General features: G+C 65.7%; 16 protein-coding genes and 1 pseudogene. 13 read left to right on the top strand and 4 right to left on the bottom strand.

Annotation, left to right across the window (positions count from 1 at the left end):
* The 5 genes and pseudogenes from A9K71_RS32140 to A9K71_RS19650 form a co-directional block, all read left to right on the top strand.
* Positions 1-232 (top strand): annotated as a pseudogene (locus A9K71_RS32140) (GcrA cell cycle regulator); the annotation flags it as partial.
* Between the two features lie 265 nt (positions 233-497).
* Complete coding sequence (locus A9K71_RS19670; RefSeq protein WP_066999513.1) at positions 498-1205, top strand: hypothetical protein; 708 nt, start codon at positions 498-500, stop codon at positions 1203-1205.
* Positions 1126-1491: a hypothetical protein gene (locus A9K71_RS19665; protein WP_141245497.1), complete on the top strand. Its 366-nt coding sequence runs from the start codon at positions 1126-1128 to the stop codon at positions 1489-1491. Before A9K71_RS19670 ends, A9K71_RS19665 begins: the two co-directional genes overlap by 80 nt.
* A gap of 240 nt (positions 1492-1731) precedes the next feature.
* The gene (locus A9K71_RS19660) at positions 1732-2328 is read left to right on the top strand and encodes a DUF6456 domain-containing protein (RefSeq protein WP_066999507.1); all 597 of its coding nucleotides are present in this window, start codon (positions 1732-1734) and stop codon (positions 2326-2328) included.
* Between the two features lie 568 nt (positions 2329-2896).
* Positions 2897-3346 carry a sel1 repeat family protein gene (locus tag A9K71_RS19650; protein WP_156752722.1) on the top strand — a complete coding sequence of 150 codons (450 nt, stop codon included), beginning with the start codon at positions 2897-2899 and terminating at the stop codon, positions 3344-3346.
* Between the two features lie 332 nt (positions 3347-3678).
* Here A9K71_RS19650 and A9K71_RS19645 read toward each other — a convergent pair whose 3' ends face one another.
* Complete coding sequence (locus A9K71_RS19645) at positions 3679-4947, bottom strand: DUF763 domain-containing protein (protein WP_066999497.1); 1269 nt, start codon at positions 4945-4947, stop codon at positions 3679-3681.
* Positions 4948-5066: 119 nt separating this feature from the next.
* On the bottom strand, positions 5067-5384 hold the full coding sequence (locus A9K71_RS19640; RefSeq protein WP_066999538.1) for a hypothetical protein: 318 nt from the start codon (positions 5382-5384) through the stop codon (positions 5067-5069).
* A 284-nt stretch (positions 5385-5668) separates the two neighbouring features.
* Between A9K71_RS19640 and A9K71_RS19635 the strand changes: the two genes are divergently transcribed.
* Complete coding sequence (locus A9K71_RS19635; RefSeq protein ID WP_066999493.1) at positions 5669-6022, top strand: cupin domain-containing protein; 354 nt, start codon at positions 5669-5671, stop codon at positions 6020-6022.
* A gap of 63 nt (positions 6023-6085) precedes the next feature.
* Here A9K71_RS19635 and A9K71_RS19630 read toward each other — a convergent pair whose 3' ends face one another.
* Positions 6086-8098 (bottom strand): acyltransferase family protein, encoded by a 2013-nt coding sequence (locus A9K71_RS19630; RefSeq protein ID WP_066999490.1) that lies wholly within the window; start codon positions 8096-8098, stop codon positions 6086-6088.
* Between the two features lie 362 nt (positions 8099-8460).
* Between A9K71_RS19630 and A9K71_RS19625 the strand changes: the two genes are divergently transcribed.
* The 5 genes from A9K71_RS19625 to A9K71_RS30660 all read left to right on the top strand — a co-directional run bounded on the left by A9K71_RS19625 (position 8461) and on the right by A9K71_RS30660 (position 13035).
* Positions 8461-9003 (top strand): hypothetical protein, encoded by a 543-nt coding sequence (locus tag A9K71_RS19625; RefSeq protein ID WP_066999535.1) that lies wholly within the window; start codon positions 8461-8463, stop codon positions 9001-9003.
* Positions 9004-9181: 178 nt separating this feature from the next.
* Positions 9182-11257 carry an AI-2E family transporter gene (locus tag A9K71_RS19620; protein ID WP_066999485.1) on the top strand — a complete coding sequence of 692 codons (2076 nt, stop codon included), beginning with the start codon at positions 9182-9184 and terminating at the stop codon, positions 11255-11257.
* Positions 11258-11657: 400 nt separating this feature from the next.
* Entirely contained in the window at positions 11658-12590 is a 933-nt protein-coding gene (locus A9K71_RS19610) for a hypothetical protein (protein ID WP_066999480.1), read from the top strand.
* A gap of 157 nt (positions 12591-12747) precedes the next feature.
* Positions 12748-12840: a hypothetical protein gene (locus tag A9K71_RS30665; RefSeq protein ID WP_082980611.1), complete on the top strand. Its 93-nt coding sequence runs from the start codon at positions 12748-12750 to the stop codon at positions 12838-12840.
* 102 nt (positions 12841-12942) lie between these two features.
* Positions 12943-13035 carry a hypothetical protein gene (locus A9K71_RS30660; protein ID WP_082953785.1) on the top strand — a complete coding sequence of 31 codons (93 nt, stop codon included), beginning with the start codon at positions 12943-12945 and terminating at the stop codon, positions 13033-13035.
* Between the two features lie 959 nt (positions 13036-13994).
* On the opposite strand, the gene A9K71_RS19605 is transcribed toward A9K71_RS30660, so the two are convergent.
* On the bottom strand, positions 13995-14888 hold the full coding sequence (locus tag A9K71_RS19605) for a LysR family transcriptional regulator (RefSeq protein WP_066999477.1): 894 nt from the start codon (positions 14886-14888) through the stop codon (positions 13995-13997).
* Between the two features lie 134 nt (positions 14889-15022).
* On the opposite strand from A9K71_RS19605, the gene A9K71_RS19600 reads away from it, so the two are divergent.
* Together A9K71_RS19600 and A9K71_RS32675 are read left to right on the top strand one after the other, a co-directional pair.
* Positions 15023-16456: an MFS transporter gene (locus A9K71_RS19600; protein ID WP_066999474.1), complete on the top strand. Its 1434-nt coding sequence runs from the start codon at positions 15023-15025 to the stop codon at positions 16454-16456.
* A 309-nt stretch (positions 16457-16765) separates the two neighbouring features.
* On the top strand, positions 16766-18343 hold the full coding sequence (locus A9K71_RS32675; RefSeq protein WP_245299683.1) for an alpha/beta hydrolase: 1578 nt from the start codon (positions 16766-16768) through the stop codon (positions 18341-18343).
* The last annotated feature ends 74 nt before the right edge of the window (positions 18344-18417 follow it).

The raw sequence follows: 18417 nt of genomic DNA, 5'->3' as shown, positions 1-18417 counted from the left end.
GGTAAACCCCGGCCGCCAGCCGCATGTCGCGGCGATGCGCTTCCTCGATTGCCTGTTCAAGCGCTGCCGCGCGCCGATCGATCTCGCGCTGCGCGAGGAGGCGGACGAGGATCCTGTCGGCGCGCGGCCTGGTCCCGACATGCTCTGCTGCGGCCTGCCGACGTCGGCCACGCGCTCCTACTGCGCGCATCATCATGCGCGGTTTCACGGCCATCGCGGGAGGGGGATGTGAGAGTGGCAACAATGAAGGCGCCGGCGGCGGAGTGCTCAATCTCCCCCCTTGCGGGGGAGATGTCCGGCAGGACAGAGGGGGGTGTGAAGGAACGCCAGCCTCGCCAATCCTTTCAAGGTACGACAGCAGTACAATCGGCAAAGTGGAGGACAAGCAGAGCGGATAGGGTGGCGGGACAGCACCCCCCTCTGGCCTGCCGGCCATCTCCCCCGCAAGGGGGGAGATTAGCTACCTGCCGCTGCCCGGCCTCTCAACAGGCAATCCCATGAGCGGTACGACCTGGTCGAAGTTTTTCTGGTCGGATTGGGAGTCCGATCCGAACCTGCGCCTCTGCTCGCTGGCGGCCCAAGGCCTGTGGATGCGGATGCTCTGCATTGCCGCCGCGCACGAGCCGGTTGGCTATGTCGCCATGGCAGGCAAGGGGCTGGAGGAGGCGGCGCTCGCGCGCCTTGCCGGCTGCACAGAAATGGAGCTGGGACGCCTGCTTGCCGAGCTCGAGCAGAACCGCGTCTTCTCGCGAGACCGGCATGGCCGCATCTACTCCCGGCGCATGATCGCGGATGCGCGTAAGGCGCGCGTGGTGCGCCGCAACGGCCTCAAGGGCGGCAACCCAAGCCTTTCGAAAGAAAGGGCGTTTTCGCGCTTGGATAAGCGGCGGGTTAAGTCAGGGGATAAGGGGCAGGATAAGCCCCAGAGTCCAGAAGCCAAGAATCCAGAATCCAAGTATCCAATAGCCATAGATCCATCGGGAGAAAACGCCCTGGCGTTTTCTTCCCGGGCTGCCGCTCCGCGGCAAAAGAACGAGAAATCATTTTCGGGCCGTTCAGCCGGACAGAACTGGCATCGCCGCAAGACCCATGTCGATGCCGCCAACGCCATCATCGAGGAGATCAATGACCGCAGCCGAATTGCAGCAGGCGGCGAAAGCTCTGGCCGCGATGTTCAGTTGCTTCCCGCAATCCGCGCTCGCTGATGCCGAGATGCAGCTGCGCGGCTATCTCGCAGCCGTGCAGGATGCCGAGCTTGCCGATGTGCAAGCCGCGATCCAGCGCTTCATCCGCGGCGAGGCGAAGGTCGACAACGCCCAGTTCTGCCCGTCCAGCGCCCAGCTTTCGATCGAGGTGCGGGAACGGCGGCTGATGCGGGAGCTGTTGGCGAAGCGGAGTGCTTTGCTTGGCGCGAGTTCCTCGCCCCCGCAATACGGGGGAGAGGTGGCGCGGCGCAGCCGCGACGGAGCGGAGGAACGCCGCCGACTATGATCGACACGCCCGGCAGGACAGCGCCCCCCTCTGTCCTGCCGGACATCTCCCCCACAAGGGGGGAGATCAGACTTCGCCACCGCTTTCGCCAACCTCCACCCTCGCAGGTCTGAGCCGGGGCGCCCAAGCTGCCAATCTCCCCCCAAGTGGGGGAGATGCGCGGCAGGGCAGAGGGGGGCGCGAAGGACCGCAGCCTCTCCCGTTGGTCACTCACACCACCCACCACAAAGGACACCGCCCATGCCCCGCAAAGCCGCCAAGAAACCGCAACCCCCGAAACTCCCCAAAGGCGAGGCCGAACAGGTGCGCATCCGCCGCGAGATCGGCCATGACTTCGCGCTGAAGCCCGACGCCTTCGGCCGCCAGCGCCTCACCCCCGGCACGGCCGAGGCGCGCCGTGTCTACGAGGTGTCGAACGGCGGCTACACCTCGACCGGCGGCATCGTGCGCCTGCGCAATGTCGATCCGCTGGTCGGCATCACCTCTCTCAGCCGCCAGCAGCGCGAGGCCGGCCAGCGTTTTCGCGATGAGTTCGAGCGCTCCGCCCGCGAGGGCCTGCAGCCGCAATCCTGGAGCGAGCGCGTCGACGGCGGCCGCGTCGGCGGCGGCGTGCCCGACCGCGTGCTCTCAGCCGGCCGCGCCCACGCCCACGCCGTGGCCGCGCTCGCCCACTGGGAGGTGGCGGAGGTGGTGCGCAAAACCTGCCTCGAAGGCCAGTCGGTGAAGGCCATCGCCGAACGCACCGGCGACGGCCGCGATGTGGTGGTCAAGCTGCTGAAGGTCGGGCTGGATTTGTTGGCGGTGCATTACGGGATGATGGGGCGGAAGGCGGGGTGAGGGGAAAGCGATGTGCCAAACTTGCGCCGGATCGAAAGCTGCTTATCTGACTATGCAACTGGAGTGACTGAATGCGTTTCATTAGACTTGTTTCCGGTTCAATGATGTTCATGATCGGCCGTCGCTGCAGTAATTGCGACAGTGTTTAACGCCATCCTGTTCTCAACACCGCAATGTTGATGACACTGCTGTTTGTGCTTAAGGCGGCCTGGGGGCACCTGAAATCGAGCTGGCGATGACCGTTATCTGCGCCGGATTGAAGATGGAGCAGCCGGTCGGCCGCGACCAAGTCGCTCCACTCGTGAGCGCCCAATGAAGAAACCCTGAGAACCGGAAAAGACCGTCGAGGTCGAATTCACCGTCGAAACCGCGATCTATCGCTTTAGCCTCGAAGCGCAGAAGTTGACCCATGAGCAAGGCAAATACCGGATCAGGCTGTTCGAATACGATCTGTTCCGCATCAAGCCGTTTGGCGAGCGGCAGGACACGCCGACTTTTGCCAGGGGTGGGGGCTTTGGGCTATTCGCGGCGAGAGGAGGAGATGAGGCAAGCTCCATGACCAGGTTGATTGCTCGGTTTCCTGATGGGCTTGGTCGTAGTGGCGGCAATTGGCGCGGGGTTGCTGCTGCTGCGAAACAGCCAAATGAATAGCGGCGTACAAGCGCTGAAACGGGAGGATGGCGCCGCTGCTTTGGCGAGCCTGAAACCGCTGGCGCAGCTCGGGGACGGAACTGCCCAGATGCTCGTCGGGTCAATCTACGCCTACGGATGGGGCGGAGTTCACAAGAGTGATGCCGACGCGACGTACTGGTTCCGTCGGCTTGGCTCGTGGGGCCCGCTGGTTGTCGAGGAAGGCGCCGATCCAGCGGCGCCATACCAGCTTATGGTTGCAAAGGCCTACGGCGCCGGGACGGACGGGGGGAGAGCCGACGCCAGCGAGAGTTTAAAGTGGCTAAAACTGGCCGCTGAAGGTGGAAGCAAGGAGGCGGCTGCGGCGCTCTCCCAATCCCAGCATTGATTAAACGACGTGCCGAAGGACAAGTTCACATTGTTATTTATTCCGACGATCCACTGCCGAAGAGCGTATTGAAAGACGACCGCGCAAAAACTTCTGGCCTCGGCGCTGCCCCTCATCCGCCTGCCGGCACCTTCTCCCCGTATAGTGGCGGGGAGAAGGGATGGCCGCGACGCTGGCAGCTATTCCGCGACGTTGGCGGTTGGCGAAAGCGGCGGTGACAGCATCTTTCTCCCCGTCACTATACGGGGAGAAATGCCCGGCAGGGCAATGAGGGGCAGCGCCGATCGATGCGGTTATCTGCGCGCTTTGCGTGACGCCGTTTCAGCCGTGTCTCAAGCGCCTTTCTTCAGCGGCTTCGGGTCGCTATCAGGTGGTGGTTCCCACCCAAACACGCTCCGTCCCCCCAGCAAATGCGACTGGTCCATCTCGCCCGCGACAATCTCCTTCAGGCTCGGCCCCGTTACATAGCGCTCCATGCGGCGTGACTCACCATCCAGCCGCTTGAGTGCGTGCAGCTCTTCCTCGCGGCCGAGCCTGGCCTTGCTCACCGCCGATTTCAGCACCGAGATCGTCTCGTCATAGACCTTCAGCGGCACGGGGAAGGGGTGGCGGTCCTTGCCGCCGTGGGCGAGCGAGAAGCGCGCCGGGTCGGAGAAGCGGCAGGGCGCGCCGTGCACCACCTCGGAGACCATGGCGAGCGCGCGCACCGTGCGCGGGCCGACGCCGGGCACCAGCAGCAGTTCGGGAAAATCCTTCGGGCCGCTCTCGATCGCGGCGGCAATGTTGCCGTGCAGGCGGCGCATGACGATGTCGCTATCGCGCACGTCGTGATGCGCGGGCATGACGAGGTTGGGCAACAGCGGCTGCGCGGCCGGCTCGGGCGCTTCGGCTGGCGGCTCCAGCACGGCAAGCTCGCTCAGGATCTTTTCCGGGCTCATGGTCTTCAGAAGCGCGATCTGCCCACCACGCGCTTTCTCCGCGCGGTGGTCGGTGAGATTGACGATCTCGCCTTGGCGTTCGCCCTCGATCGCCGCATGCGGCTGGTCGACGAAGCTTTCCAGCCCCTCCGACAGCCAGTGGTAGCGGCGCGCCTGGCGGGCGTCGCCGTTCATGCCCTGCTGCACCACCACCCAGCGTCCGTCATCGCTGACGATGAAGCCGTGCAAATAGAGGTCAAAACCGTCCTGCACGGCGGCGCTGTCCACCTTGGCGACCAACCGGCTGGCGGTGGCGAGCGCGTCGCCGTCGAGGCCGACGCGCTCGCCGATCGCCATCAGCTCGCCCGGCGTCTTGCGCGAATGCGCGCCGCGCCCGCCGCAGACATGGATGCCGAGCTCGTTGCCGAGTGGGTTCAGCCCGCGCTTCAGCGCGCCGATGACGGAAGTGGTGATGCCGGAAGAATGCCAGTCCATGCCCATCACGGCGCCGAAGGACTGGAACCAGAAGGGATGGGCGAGGCGCCGCAAAAGCTCGTCGCGGCCGTAATGATAGATGATGGCTTCGCACAGCACTGCGCCGAGCCTCGTCATGCGATCGCCCAGCCATTTCGGGACCCGCCCGCCATGCAGCGGCAGGTCGGCGCTGCCGCTTCGCTGCGTCACTTTTTGCTTTCCCTATAAATACCGGCTTCTAGATGGCATTTTGGCGGGAATTTGCAAGGCGGCGCAGCCGCAGCCGGACATCTCCCCTCGGCGAGGGGAGATGTCCGCTCGCTGGTGGGTCAGCGCCGGCAGATGCGGATCTTTTCGATGACGCGGTGGCCATGGCGCCAGTGCTTCACGATCTTGATCCGGCAATGATCGCGATAATACCGGTTATGATAGCGCACCACATAACGCTCGCGATAGGGAGTGTAGTAGTCGTCATCGTAGACGTGTCGGTAATAGCGGTGAGGGTAATACCCGCCATAGTAGTCACCATAGTAATCGCCGTAGCTGGGGCCGACGCCGATGCCGAACTGAACGCTACCGGCACTCGCCGGCGCGATCGCAAACGCCGAGGCGATGGCGATCATCGAAGCAAGCAGAAGCTTTTTCATCGCTGCCTCCTTGAGGTCGATGGTTGCCCCTTCCAGGCACAAACGGTTTCGGGACGGGTGGTGTTCCGAGAAAGTTGGGCGGCGATCCTGGGCCCAGCAAGGAGCGAAGCGGCGCCGAAGCTGACGATCTTCGCCCTTGCGGGGAAGGTCACGCTTTTGTTCGCCCCGCTGTTTTCGATCTTCGGAGTCGCCATATCGCCACCTGCTGTCGCCGTGCAGCGCGTGCGCGCTCGGCGTCGTCGTCTATTGCCACGTCCAGCCAATCCCAACCGCAGGAGCCTGCCATGACCAAGCCCACCATCCTGAAATTCGGCCCCGTCGAGCATGGCGATGGCGGCGATCTGCCGGGCTGGATCGCGGTCGAGGGGTCGCCGACCATGCAGACCGCCGTCCAGCACACCAGCGAGGACGGCAAGGTGATGTCCGGCACCTGGCGCGCTTCGCCCGGCACCTACCACGCCACCTACACCGACTATGAATTCGTCCACATGATCGCCGGCCGCATCCTCATCACGCCCGATGGCGGCGAGCCGGTCGAGGTCGGCCCCGGCGACACCTTCGTGGTCGAAGCCGATTTCAAGGGTACTTGGAAGATCCTCGAGCCGGTGACCAAGCATTTTGTGGTTGTGGCGGAGTGAGGGTGCCGCGCCGAAGCTGCTGACCTCCCCCGCAAGGGGGGATCAAGCGCTCCATCGTCCTGGCTACCTCCCGACCTTCGAGATCACGCGTCTTTCCACTTCCGGTTCCAGCGATTCCGCGAATGGAGTCGCCAGATGGTGCTGGTCGCGGAAGGCGAGCTGGCCGTCGATGAAGACATGGCAGGTTGTGGCGTTGCAGAAGCGGTCGGTGAGGTCGACGTAAGTGGCATTGGGCACGCTGGTGACGATCTCGCGCTCGACCGCCGCCATCTGGTCGTTGGCGGCATAGGCGCGGCTCTGGTCGCAGAGCGAGGGCGCCTTGTCGCGCCACAGCGCGCGCGACACGCAGGTGTCGATGTTCTCGTCGTTGAAGGGCACGTCGCGGATGAAGGCGATCTTCAGCCCAGCCTTGCTCAAGCTGGTCAGTGTCGAGCGCAGGCCGGCCCGCCATACGGCGTCCGGCGTGTCCGGCTCGCCCTTGCCCGCCGCCATCTTGCGCGAGGAGGTCAGCGCCAGTTCGGAGATCACCACCAGCGAAGGCCTGGCCGCGATGATCTCCTTGATCGCCTGTTCGCGCCATTGGTCGCATTCGCGGTAGTCGCGGTTGAGCTTGGTGACAAAGTAGGAAAACCGTGAGGGCCGGCACGAGCTCTTCAGCCAGGTCTCGACGCGGTAGCCGTTCTTCTTTCCCGCTTCGATCAGCGGCGTCGACCAGTGATCGGCGTGGGAATCGCCGAACAGCGCGATCACGCGTTGGCCATTGCCGAACACGCAGGGTTTCGGCGTCACCGTGTCGTAGCCCTCGACGCAGGCCTTGGCGCGCGCGGTGGCCGGCTCGGCCGCACTTGCCGCGATCGCGCGCTGCTCGGGGTCCTCGGCGCGCACGGCAAGCGCTGCGTTGCCGTAGGCGGCTGCGACGCCGGTGCCGGTCAGGAGGAGGGCCGGCACCAGCGCCCGCGCCGCATTGGCCATAAGCCAGCCATTGCGGCGGATTGGATTCTCGATGAAATGATAGCTCAGCGCAGAGAGCGCCAACGTCAGCCCGAGGCAGGCGAGGCGTTGCGGAAAAGTCAGCTCCTCGACCAGCATGCCGGCATAGACGATCACCGGCCAGTGCCAGAGATAGAGAGAGTAGGAAACCTTTCCGATCCACTGCAAGGGCGGCAGCGCCAGGGCGGCATTTACGCAATTCGAGGAAAAGAGCCCCGCGGTTTTCCGTTCGAAATTGCGTGCAAGAATGCCGTCCCTGACGCCGGCCGCGCCCGCCAGCAAGAGAAGGACAGTACCGGCCACGGGCACGAGCGCCAGGAAACCGGGGAAGGGAGCCTCCTCGCTGAAGGTGAGGTAAGCGAAGGCGATGAGGACCAGCCCGCAGAGGCTGAACGCCGTCCCGAGCCGCGGGCGGTTCTGGAGCAGCCATGCCGGTGCCATCGAAGCCAGCCCGCCGGCGGCGAATTCCCAGGCCCGCAGCGGCGAGAAGTAGAAGGCCCAGGGCTGCGAAATGGGGGTCAGCCAGGCGCAGACCGCGAAGGAGACCAGGCCGGCAATGCCGATCGCAAGCATGATCGTCCGCTTGCCGGGCTTCAGCCAGGCCGCCAGCATCAGCAGCGCCGGCCAGGCGAGGTAAAACTGCTCCTCCACCGACAGCGACCAGTAATGGATGAAGGGGTTGTTGGCGGCGTCGTTGGCGAAATAGTCGAACGACCAGCGGATCAGCCACAGATTGATCATGTAGGCGGACGCGAACATCGCGCCCTTGGAATAGAGCGCCTGCTCCTCCGGCGACAGGATCAGCGTGCCGACGGCAAGCGTAGTGGCGATGACGAACAGCGCCACCGGCAGCAGCCGCCGCGCGCGTCGGGCATAAAAACGAAGGAGGTCGAGCCGGCCGGTGAGCGAAATCTCGCTGACCAGATGGCGGGTGATGAGGTAGCCGGAGATGACGAAAAAGATGTCCACGCCGGCAAAGCCGCCGGGCAGGGCGGTGAGGCCGAAGTGGAAAGCGACAACGCCCGCCACGGCGAGCGCCCGCAACCCCTCAATGTCGGGCCGGAAGTCCGGCGATGGTGCTGACACGAAGGCGAACCTCGCAACGGTCGTTCGTATCCCGCCTTGGGGAAAGCCTCGCGCCTATGGGCTCATACCGCAATGCAACAAATCTAACGCAGTGCAACATAAAGGGAGGCGGCAGCAACGCCGGCGGCAGCCGACGCTTCGGCACGCCAGGGTCTGCGCGCCTCGTTTCGGCCAGGATGACGAAGGAGCTCAGCCGCCGGTTTCGCCAGCGTTCGAGAGCATGGAAGGACATTGGCGAACGCTAAAGGCAAATTGTCCGCCTGCAGGTAATCTGGTAGGATCAATGCACCGACGAACGGCTCTGGGACGCCGTGACGTCCGACATCATGCACAAAGACATCAACTCGAACCGGAGAACGGCCATGAAACGGCTTCTGACGGTCGCTGCGCTGTTGGCAGCGGGCAGTTTGATTGCGATGCAGGGCGCAGCTGCCGACGATGCTGCGCTGATCAAAAGCGCCGAGTCCGCCGCACCCGCCGCAGTGGCGAGTGGCGCTGCGGTCTACGCCATGGATGAAAAGGGGAATATGCGCACCCTGCGCGAGGGCAAGACCGGCTTCTGGTGCATGCCGGACAATCCGGCCTCGCCCGGTCCGGATCCGATGTGCGGCGATGCCAACTCGATGGAATGGGCGATGGCCTGGCTGGAAAAGAAGGAACCGCCCAAAGGCAAGGTCGGCTTCATGTATATGCTGTCCGGCGGCACCGACGGCAGCAATACCGATCCTTATGCGACGAAGCCCGAGGCAGGCAACAATTGGATCGAGACGGGGCCGCATGTGATGATCGTCAACGCGATGGACATGATGAAAGGCTATCCGACCGATGCCAAGCCCGACACGTCCAAGCCTTACGTGATGTGGCCAGGCACGCCCTACGCGCATCTCATGATCCCGGTAAAATAGCCGAGCACGGACCTTCAGGTGCGGCGGCGAGCGCTTCAAATCTCCCCTTGTCTGCAAGGGGAGATTTGCATCAGCCGCTTCGTCCTCGCTCCAACTGATCGCGCCTCGCAACCATCCTCCGATCCGCGCGTTGCACGCCGGCGAAAGCCAATCATGGCGGGCAGGGTGGAGACTCACGGTGGCGGATAATCGTCAGAACGGCACGCGCGAGTCGGAACCGGGGCTGGCGGGCCTGCTTGCTGCCTCGCGCAGCCATCCGCGCACGGCGCTGCCGACGGTCGCAACCGTCGTCGCGTCGGTTGCGGCGCTCTATTTCGGGCGCGAGGTGTTTTTGCCGATCGCAGTCGCGCTGCTGTTGACTTTCGCCATCGCGCCGCTCGTGTCGGCGTTGAAACGCGTCGGCATTCCGCGCCTGCCTGCCGTGATTGCCAGCGTTTTGGGCGCCTTTGCCGCGCTTGCGCTGTTCTCCTTCGTGGTGGCCACGCAGGTCAGCGACCTCGCCCAGAACATCCCCGTCTATCAGATCAACATCCTGACAAAGATCCGCGCGCTGAAGGAAAACGGGCTGGGCAACGGCATCATCTCGCGCTTGAGCGGCGTGATCGAGCGCGTCGGCCAGGAATTCGAGCGCCAGGAGCCGCAACTGCCGTCCGCCGCCCAGACGCCGAAGCGCGATCCGATCCCGGTCGAGATCGTCGCGCAGGAAAGGCCGCTCGAAGTGTTGCAAAAGGTCATCGAGCCGCTGCTCAGCCCGCTCGGCTCGGCCGGCCTTGTGGTCGTCGTCGTCATCTTCATGCTGATGGAGCGGGAGGATCTGCGCGACCGCTTCATCCGTCTCGTCGGCTATGGCGATCTCCACCGCACCACCCAGGCGCTGCAGGATGCCGGCAAGCGGGTCGGCCAGTATCTGTTGATGCAGCTGGTGGTGAACGTCATCTACGCCATCCCGATCACCATCGGCCTGTGGGTGCTGGGCATCCCCAACGCGCTGCTTTGGGGCCTGCTGGCGCTCGCCTTGCGCTTCGTTCCCTATATCGGCCCGATCATCGGCGCGCTGCTGCCGCTGTTCCTGGCGCTGGCCGTGGCGCCCGGCTGGTCGCTGCTTCTGTGGACCGGGGCACTGTTCATCGCCATGGAGCTGATCACCGGCAACGTCATCGAGCCATGGCTCTATGGCTCGCGCACCGGCCTCTCGCCGCTCGCCATCATCGTCGCGGCGATCTTCTGGACCTGGCTCTGGGGGCCGATCGGCCTGGTGCTGTCGACGCCGCTCACCGTCTGCCTCGTGGTCCTCGGCCGCCACGTGCCGCAGTTCGAGTTCCTCGACGTGCTGTTCGGCAACGAGCCGGTGCTGGAGCCGCATGCGCGTCTCTATCAGCGGCTGCTCGCCGCCGATCCAGACGAGGCGACCGACCACGCCGAGGAGATGCTCGAAGAAAAATACCTGTTCGAGTTCTACGACCGGGTGGCGATTCCGGCGCTGCTGCTTGGCGAGCAGGACCGCATGCGCGGCGTCATGGATGACGAGCAGCGCAAACAGGTCGCGGCGAGCGCGCTGACGCTGGTCGCCAATCTGGACGGCAGCGCCCAGGAGGAAGCGGAGGAGGCGGAAGCCGACGAGGAAGACGACCAGCAGGCAGCCACTGCCTCGGCCGAGGCCTCGCCGGGCAAGGCAGCCTCAGCCAAGATCACCGCGGGCAAGGCTGCTGAAGGCAAGGCGAACGATCGGAAGGCCGGCGACGGCAAGGAGCTTCTATCCGAGGAGTTCGATCTTCCGGATGGCGTGGGCTTCTCCGTGCTTTGCGCCGGCGGGCGGGGCGAGCTCGACGACGCCGCCGCCGCGATGCTGGCGCAGGTGCTGGAGGTGCAGGGCGCCGAAGTGTCGAGAGCGAGTTTCATTGACCTCGAACCTGCCGGGATCCGCCGCCTCGACCTGAGCGGCGTCGATACGGTGGTGATCGGTTTCCTCAACCGCGACTCCACCAAGCACGCGCGCTTCATGGTGCGGCGGCTGAAGCGGCTGAAACCGCGTCTCAGGGTCGGCATCGTGTCCTGGTCGGAAATCGGCAACAGCGACGCCAAGGCCGCGGCCGAACTTGCCGCCGGGCTTAACGCCGATTTCGTCGCCCATGGCATGGTCAGCGCCGTGACGGGCGCCCTGTCGAGCGAGCCGCCGGTGATGCTGAAGCTTGCGCCGCAACGCCGGCCACGCCGCCGGCCGGCCCGCAAGAAGGAGCTGCAGGCGGCTGGATGAGGGAGGCGACTTTCCCCCTCAATTGACCGGCCCGAAGGCCCGCGCGAACCGCGCCGCTTTGCGATCCGCGCGGGCAGGCGCCGGCCCCGCCGGCGGCGCCACGCCCCAGCCCTCAGGCTGGCCGGGTGACTGTCTGGTTCGGCCCTTGTCCGGCCGCTTCTGTTCTGCCTCGCCGATCCGGGCAGAAGCCCGGATCCTTCGGAGCGCGCTAGAAATGCAGGTCCAGTGCAGGCGGATGGCTTGGCCTGGATCGTCCTGCGGCGCTGCTGCGGAGCCGGCGGGACGGCTTGCTTGCTCCTGGTTGCACTGCCCAGTGAGCTTGCGGCGGCCGTGAAAGCATGATCTTCGCTCGAACAAGAGGCCAATCCCGATTCTGTCGGGACGGAACAGGTGCAGCCGGATGGCACTGAACATCGCGCAGAAGTTACGACTGACTTCGGTCGTGCTGGGAACCGCCAGCCGCAAGGATCTGGCGGCGGCGTTCCGAGCGGTCAATCCGAAGACGGCTTTCGATATCGGCCGCGCCGACAAATGGCTGCAAGGCCGCGCCCAGCCTCGCGAGCACAGCGTCTACGAAGACTGGGCGAAAGTGCTGCGCCTCGAACGGCCCGGTGCCTGGATCGCCGAGAGCGATCTGCCGAGCTTCACGGCCGCGATCGCGGCCCGGCACGGCATCGACGCGACGGAGCTCGAACGCCGCGCCCACGCCCAGGCCGAGGCCTCGCCCGGGCATGACGACAAGGGCACCGGACTGGCGCTTGCCGGGACCTATGCCTGCTATTCGCGCGCCTGGTCGCCTTACTATCGCGGCCAGCTCATCAGGGGCCGCCTGTCGATCGAGGCGGGGCCCGGCGCGCATGCGTTCACCGCCACATATCGCGAGACATTGCCGACCGGGCAGTTGCAGCTCGGCGGGCCGGTCACGCCGGCAAAGCGCAGCCTCTACCTGCATCTGAAGGAGGTGGGCGGCGAAGCGCAGTTCTTCCTTTGCCTGTTCCCGCAGACGCAGCCGGTGAGCGTGCTCGGCGGCTATATGGTCGGCACCGCCATCATCGGCCCGGAGGCGCAGCCCTCGCTGACAAGAATCCTTCTGGTGCGCCTGCGCGATGCGCCAGCCGCCGAGCAATGGGGCGGGTACCTGCCGCCCGGCACCTCGATCGCCGCCGATCTCGCGAGCCTCGGCATCGTCATGGAGCACCCGGAAGCGGTCGACCGGCAACTCGGCCAGTTCCTCAGTGCCGACAGCGACGGCGGCGTCAACCAAATCCCGCCGTCCGAGTACCGCGCCATCCTCGACGTGTTCGACCGCCATTGGCTGCAGCACGCGGGCTAGGGACGAACCTCAGTGGGCCGGATGTTGCCGGCTGACCACAGCCTGCCCGTATTCGGTTGCAGCCGGCTCGCTTTGCACGCATCTCACGAAAACGTTTTTTGACAAAACGGCACTTCCCTTGCGTCGTGAGGCGGCAAATTGGGCAAGGGGCATATCCATGAAGAAGATCTATGAGAAACCGGTGCTGGTGAAGCGCCAGAAGCTGTCGAGCGTCGTTGCCGGGTCGTCGGCCCCGATCCCGCCGCGGTGACCTAAGCAACAGCCAGCAGGGCAAGCATTCCCGGGCTAAGCTTGACAGGGCGGCCGCATCGCGTTCACCTGCGCCGGTCGTTGACCCGCCCAGGAACGAACGATGAAGAAGACTTACGAAAAGCCGCGGCTGCAAAAGCGCGGCAGGCTGTCGGCCGCGACCGCCGCCGCGCCGTCGTCCGGCTTTACCTTCTGAGGCGAGCCAGGCGGCCCTGCGGCACTCCTTTGCGGCGGTCCGAGATCGGTCGAAACTATTGGCTTTGCCACGGCGCGCCAATCGGCGTACCTACAGCGAGCCGACGCTTGAAAAGCTGGCAATGGTTCGTCAGTAGCGGTCTGGCGCACGCTTCGAAGCCTCGTACGCGAAACTCGCGCCGCTGCCGGCCAGGAGCGGGCGGTACACTACGCAAGTGCCCGCCCGTCCGGCGCCGCCGCCAAGCTGCTGAAACCCCGTCCGTCCCCAACAGCAACGGTCATGGCGTGACCAGTCACTGCGGATTGCCATTGGCCCGGCTGGCTGTCAACGTCGGCGGCGGCGCCCTCCGGAACAGCGTTTTTTCCCGTTGTGCAGCGCCGAAAGCGCGCCGCGGCGTTTCCGTTGTTGCCGCGACGGCAGGCCCCGAAATGGCGGATTTCCGGGCTTTTCGGCCGTTGCGGCAGGCGACGCGAATGTTGCCGCCTACAGATTTGAAATAGGCTGGTTTTTCACTGGTTGAGGTGTTTTGGGTCCGGTTCTCAACCTGACTTTTTTTGGGCGCATTTCGGCAACGCAGAATTGGCGGGCAAACGGCAGCGACTTCCCCGTCGCGCTAGCGGTTTCGTCGCCCCTCAAAGGCTGGGGAGAGGAACGCTGCGGCTCTGTGAACCGCTTCATGATGCGCACATGCAGGGATGCTAAAATTCGCCATCCGATGAGGGTGGGCGATCGGTTGCTCGAAGTGTCCCGGCGCAGGTCCTGGCCGGCAGATCGGGCAGAGGTGCTCGCGCAGCGACGGAGCGGGGGTTCTTGTTGGGCGTCCCCCCGCTCCGTCCCGGCGTCGCCAGGGAACCTGTCTCCACACTTTGTTGGGGCCAAAATCTCGGTCTGTCGGCGCGGCGTTCCTTCGCGCCTCGCCTGGCCTGCGTGCCAGTTGCCGCGCAAGGAGATCGGCTGTCTCACCGCCCTCCGCAGACCTCCCTCACCAGGCCCCGCAGCCAGCGATGCGCCGGGTCGGCGTCGAGGCGCGGGTGCCATAGCAGCGAAATGGTGAGCCCGGCGAGCTTCACCGGCAGCGCGAAGGTGAGCAGGCCTTCGCGCAGCTTGCCGGTATAGCGCTCGGGCACCGTGGCGATGAGGTCGGAGCCGCGCGCCAGCGCCAGCGCTTCCGCAAAGCCGCCGACCACGGTGGCGATCGTCCGCGTCAGCCCGGCGAGTTCCAGCGCGTCGTCGATAGGCCCGCGATCCAGCCCGCGGCGCGAGATCAATATATGCCGGCCGGCGGCGAAGCGGGCGGCGGTGATCTTGCCGTCGCACAGCGGATGGCCGCTGCGCACCCCGCCGACGAAACGGTCGCGGAACAGCGCCTGCGCCCGCACCTCGGGGCCGGTCGAGCCGCCGATAACGCCGGTCTCGAGATCGACACTGCCTTCGCGCATCGGCGCGCTGTCCTTGTCGGGCTTCGGCACGAAGCGCAGCTGCACGCCCGGCGCTTCCTCGGCGACGCGCGCGAGAAGGGCAGGGCCGAAATTTTCCACAAAACCATCGCTGTTGCGCAGCGTGAAACTGCGCGTAAGCCGCTTCAGATCAAGGCGTTCGGCGGGGCGCAGCACAGCCTCCGCCTCCTTCACCAGCCGGCCGACATCCGTGCCGAGCTCGATGGCGCGGGGCGTCGGCACCAGGCCGCGCCCGGCGCGCACCAAAAGTGGATCGCCGGTCACCTCGCGCAGTCTTGCAAGCGCGCGGCTCGTTGCCGAGGGGCTGAGCTTCAGCCGCCGCGCGGCTTTCGCGACACTGCCTTCGGCGATGAGCACGTCCAGCGTGACGAGCAGGTTGAGATCGGGTCGGGACATGGCGCGATCTTAGCACGTCCTCGATGCAGTGACAGGGCGTTTCATGCACTATTCGAGTGCAAATGCTGCGCGTTCCGCCATATGGGCCAGGCGCCTATTCTCCCGGCAAGTTCCACCCGAGCCGGAGAAGAACCATGGCCGATATCGCAGATCCACGCACCGCTTGCGCAAGCCGCTCGGCAAGCGGCGCGCTGGCCAGCCTGTCGCTGGCGATGCTTTTGTCCTCGCTCAGCACCAGCATCGCCAATGTCGCGCTGCCGACGCTGAGCACCGCCTTCGCCGCATCTTTCCAGGCGGTGCAATGGGTGGTGCTTGCCTATCTGCTTGTCATCACCGCGCTCATCGTCAGCGTCGGGCGTCTTGGCGATCTCGTCGGCCGCCGGCTGCTGCTGGTCGCCGGTCTTGGCCTGTTCAGCGCCGCGTCGCTGGCGGCCGCGCTTGCGCCGTCGCTGCCGCTGCTGGTCGCCGCCCGCGCCGCTCAAGGCCTCGGCGCCGCGGTGATGATGGCGCTGACCATGGCCTTGGTCGGCACGACGATGCCGAAAGAGCGCACCGGCAGCGCCATGGGCCTGCTCGGCACCATGTCGGCGATCGGCACGGCGCTTGGCCCGTCGCTTGGCGGCGTGCTGATCGCTTACCTCGGCTGGCGCGCGATCTTCCTCGTTACTGCCGGGCTGGGCGTCGTGGCGATGATCCTCGCCCGGCGCTTCCTGCCGGGCGATCAAACCGCGATGATCCTCCGCAATGAGGCGCAGGGCGTTGGCCCGCGCTTCGATGTTCTGGGCACGTTGCTGCTTGCCTTGACGCTCGCCGCCTATGCGCTGGCGATGACGGCAGGACGCGGCCATTTCGGCGGCACGAACATCGCGTTGCTCGGCATTGCCGTTCTCGGCGCCGCGCTGTTCCTCTATGCGCAGCGAAGAGTGGCGTCGCCTCTCGTCAAACCAGCGCTGTTCAGCGATCCGGTGCTGGCGCCGAGCCTTGCCATGAATGGGCTGGTCTCCACCGTGATGATGGCGACGCTTGTCGTCGGGCCCTTCTTCCTGTCGCGCGCGCTGGGCCTGGACGAGGCGCAGGTCGGCGCCGTGCTGTCGATCGGCCCGGTCGTCTCGGCGCTGTGCGGCGTGACTGCCGGCCGCTTCGTCGATCGCCTGGGCGCGTCCGTCATGGTCGTTGCCGGGCTGGTGCTGATGACCATCGGCTGCCTCGCGCTTGCTCTGCTGCCGGCGCTGTTCGGCATCGCCGGCTACGCGGCGGCGATCATGCTGTTGACGCCCGGCTACCAGCTTTTCCAGGCGGCGAACAACACCGCCGTCATGGCCGATGTCGATAAGAACGAGCGCGGCGTGGTCTCGGGCATGCTCAGCTTGTCGCGCAATCTCGGCCTGATCACCGGCACGGCGGTGATGGGCGCGGTGTTTGCCTTCGCGGTGGGCACTGGCGAGATCGGCGCCGCGACACCGGAAGCAGTCGCGGGCGGGATGGGTTTTACGTTCGCAGTGGCGGCGGGTTTGGTCGCCCTGGCGGTGGCAATTGCGGTGGTTGGAGGTTTGCGAAAGCTCCGGTGAAATCCAATCTCCCCGCTTGCGGGGGAGATGTCCGGCAGGACAGAGGGGGTCGTCTCACTTGGATCGCCAACGCCGTCTGATGTCGGGGAGAGCGCTGGCGCTTCACGCGAAGCGCCCCCTCTTTCACCTTCGGCGACAGCTCCCCTCGAAGAGAGATTACGCATCGCCGCGAATGTAACCCCTCGCACATTCCCAACGCCCGTCTTGCCGTATCGGCTTCCGTAAATTAGCCGATTTTGATATTCCGGTGCGGTCTTCTCCCGCCGCATCGACGAGGAGCCAGATGGCAGTGGAAGGGTGCCCGGCCGGATGACCGACGCTCCGCATAAGGGGCTGCTGGACCTGTGCGTGCTCGGCGACTTCCAGGTGGTCCGCGACGGCGCGCTGCTCGACCTGCCTCCGTCGCGCAAGACGAGAGCCTTGCTTGCCTATCTCGCCGTCACCGGCAAGGCGCATCAGCGCGAGCGGCTCTGCGAAATCTTCTGGGACATTCCCGACGATCCGCGCGGCGCCTTGCGCTGGAGCCTGTCCAAGATCCGCCAGGTGCTCGGCGACGACGAACCAGCTCTGGTCGCCGACCGCAACACTGTCTCGCTGAAACTTGGCACGGACTATGCCCGGCTGCTGCCGCTGGTGAAGGGCGATCTTTCCATGGCCTCGACGGAAGAGCTGGAGGCCGTGGCCGGTTCGATCCGCGGCGATTTCCTCGCCGATCTTTCGCTCGAGCGCTGCTTCGAATACGAGGCCTGGCGCGCGGGCGTCGCCAGCGAGGTCGAGATCGCCGAGCTCGGCATGTTGCGCGAGCTGATCGAGCGCCTGGCCGGCGAGCCGAGGCGTGCGCTGCCGCTTGCCCGGCGCCTGCGGCGGCTGCTGCCGGAGGATATCCGCCTGGCGGAAGAGATCGAAGCACTGGAGGAGAAGGTGAGGGTGGCAGCCGCCCAGCCGACGGGACGCTCCGCGCAACGCGAGGCCAGGGACGTGGCCCAGATGCAGTCACCTTCGCCTTCGCTCGCCAAGGCGCCGACGCCCGCGCAGGATCCCGGCCGCGCCGTCCATTTCTGCCGGGCTCGCGACGGCACAAGGCTTGCTTTTGCCAAGACCGGCAGCGGCCCGCCCATCCTGCGCGCCGCGCATTGGATGTCGCATCTGACCTTCGACTGGGACAGCCCGATCTGGCGGCACTGGATGAGGGAACTGTCGCGCCGGAACCAGTTGGTGCGCTACGACGAGCGCTGCAATGGCCTGTCGCAACGCCACGTGGCCGACGTCTCGTTCGACACGATGGTGTCGGATCTCGAATGCGTCGTCGAGGCCGCGGGGCTCGATCGCTTCACGCTTCTAGGCCTCTCGCAGAGCTGCGCGGTTTCGATCGCCTATGCCATACGCCACCCCGAGAAAATCTCGGGCATGATCCTCTACGGCGGCTACGTCAAAGGCTGGCGGGCGCGCGGCGACCCCGGCGAGATCGCCACGCGCGAGGCCGTATCGACGCTGATGCGCGAGAGCTGGGGCAAGTCGAACCCGATGTTCCGCCAAGCCTTCTGCTCCATGTTCATCCCCGGCGCCACGCACGAACATTTCGCCTGGATGGACGATCTGATGCGGCGCACCGTTTTGCCGGATGACGCCTGGCGCCTGCAGGCCGCCTTTTCCGTGATCGATGTCAGCGACCTGCTCGAAAAAGTGCGGGTGCCGACCCTGGTGCTGCACGCGCGGGAAGACAATGTTGCCCCGGTCGAGTCCGGCCGCACCATGGCGGCGGGTATTCCCGGCGCCAGCTTCCTCGAGCTGGAAAGCCAAAACCACATCCTGCTCGAGGGCGAGCCGGCCTTCGACGAGTTCGTCGCCCACGTCCGGGCCTTCGTCGCCGATACGGCAGGGTCGTAGGAAATCTCCTACCGCGATCGCGTAATTTAATCTTGGCGTGGGAAGCTTATCTTTGGGTGGCGGCGGTGCCCATT

Origin of the sequence: Mesorhizobium sp. WSM3873, from assembly GCF_001672445.1 — a bacterium.
GTDB lineage: Bacteria > Pseudomonadota > Alphaproteobacteria > Rhizobiales > Rhizobiaceae > Mesorhizobium.
Note: the sequence above shows the minus strand (reverse complement) of the source record. Positions and strands in the feature narration are given on the sequence as shown.

Excerpts from the sequence above, each read along its gene's own strand:
- A9K71_RS19670 (WP_066999513.1), top strand. The coding sequence starts at position 498 with ATGAGCGGTACGACCTGGTCGAAGTTTTTCTGGTCGGATTGGGAGTCC.
- A9K71_RS19665 (WP_141245497.1), top strand. The coding sequence starts at position 1,126 with ATGACCGCAGCCGAATTGCAGCAGGCGGCGAAAGCTCTGGCCGCGATG.
- A9K71_RS19660 (WP_066999507.1), top strand. The coding sequence starts at position 1,732 with ATGCCCCGCAAAGCCGCCAAGAAACCGCAACCCCCGAAACTCCCCAAA.
- A9K71_RS19640 (WP_066999538.1), bottom strand. The coding sequence starts at position 5,384 with ATGAAAAAGCTTCTGCTTGCTTCGATGATCGCCATCGCCTCGGCGTTT.
- A9K71_RS19635 (WP_066999493.1), top strand. The coding sequence starts at position 5,669 with ATGACCAAGCCCACCATCCTGAAATTCGGCCCCGTCGAGCATGGCGAT.
- A9K71_RS19625 (WP_066999535.1), top strand. The coding sequence starts at position 8,461 with ATGAAACGGCTTCTGACGGTCGCTGCGCTGTTGGCAGCGGGCAGTTTG.
- A9K71_RS19610 (WP_066999480.1), top strand. The coding sequence starts at position 11,658 with ATGGCACTGAACATCGCGCAGAAGTTACGACTGACTTCGGTCGTGCTG.
- A9K71_RS30665 (WP_082980611.1), top strand. The coding sequence starts at position 12,748 with ATGAAGAAGATCTATGAGAAACCGGTGCTGGTGAAGCGCCAGAAGCTG.
- A9K71_RS30660 (WP_082953785.1), top strand. The coding sequence starts at position 12,943 with ATGAAGAAGACTTACGAAAAGCCGCGGCTGCAAAAGCGCGGCAGGCTG.
- A9K71_RS19605 (WP_066999477.1), bottom strand. The coding sequence starts at position 14,888 with ATGTCCCGACCCGATCTCAACCTGCTCGTCACGCTGGACGTGCTCATC.
- A9K71_RS19600 (WP_066999474.1), top strand. The coding sequence starts at position 15,023 with ATGGCCGATATCGCAGATCCACGCACCGCTTGCGCAAGCCGCTCGGCA.
- A9K71_RS32675 (WP_245299683.1), top strand. The coding sequence starts at position 16,766 with ATGACCGACGCTCCGCATAAGGGGCTGCTGGACCTGTGCGTGCTCGGC.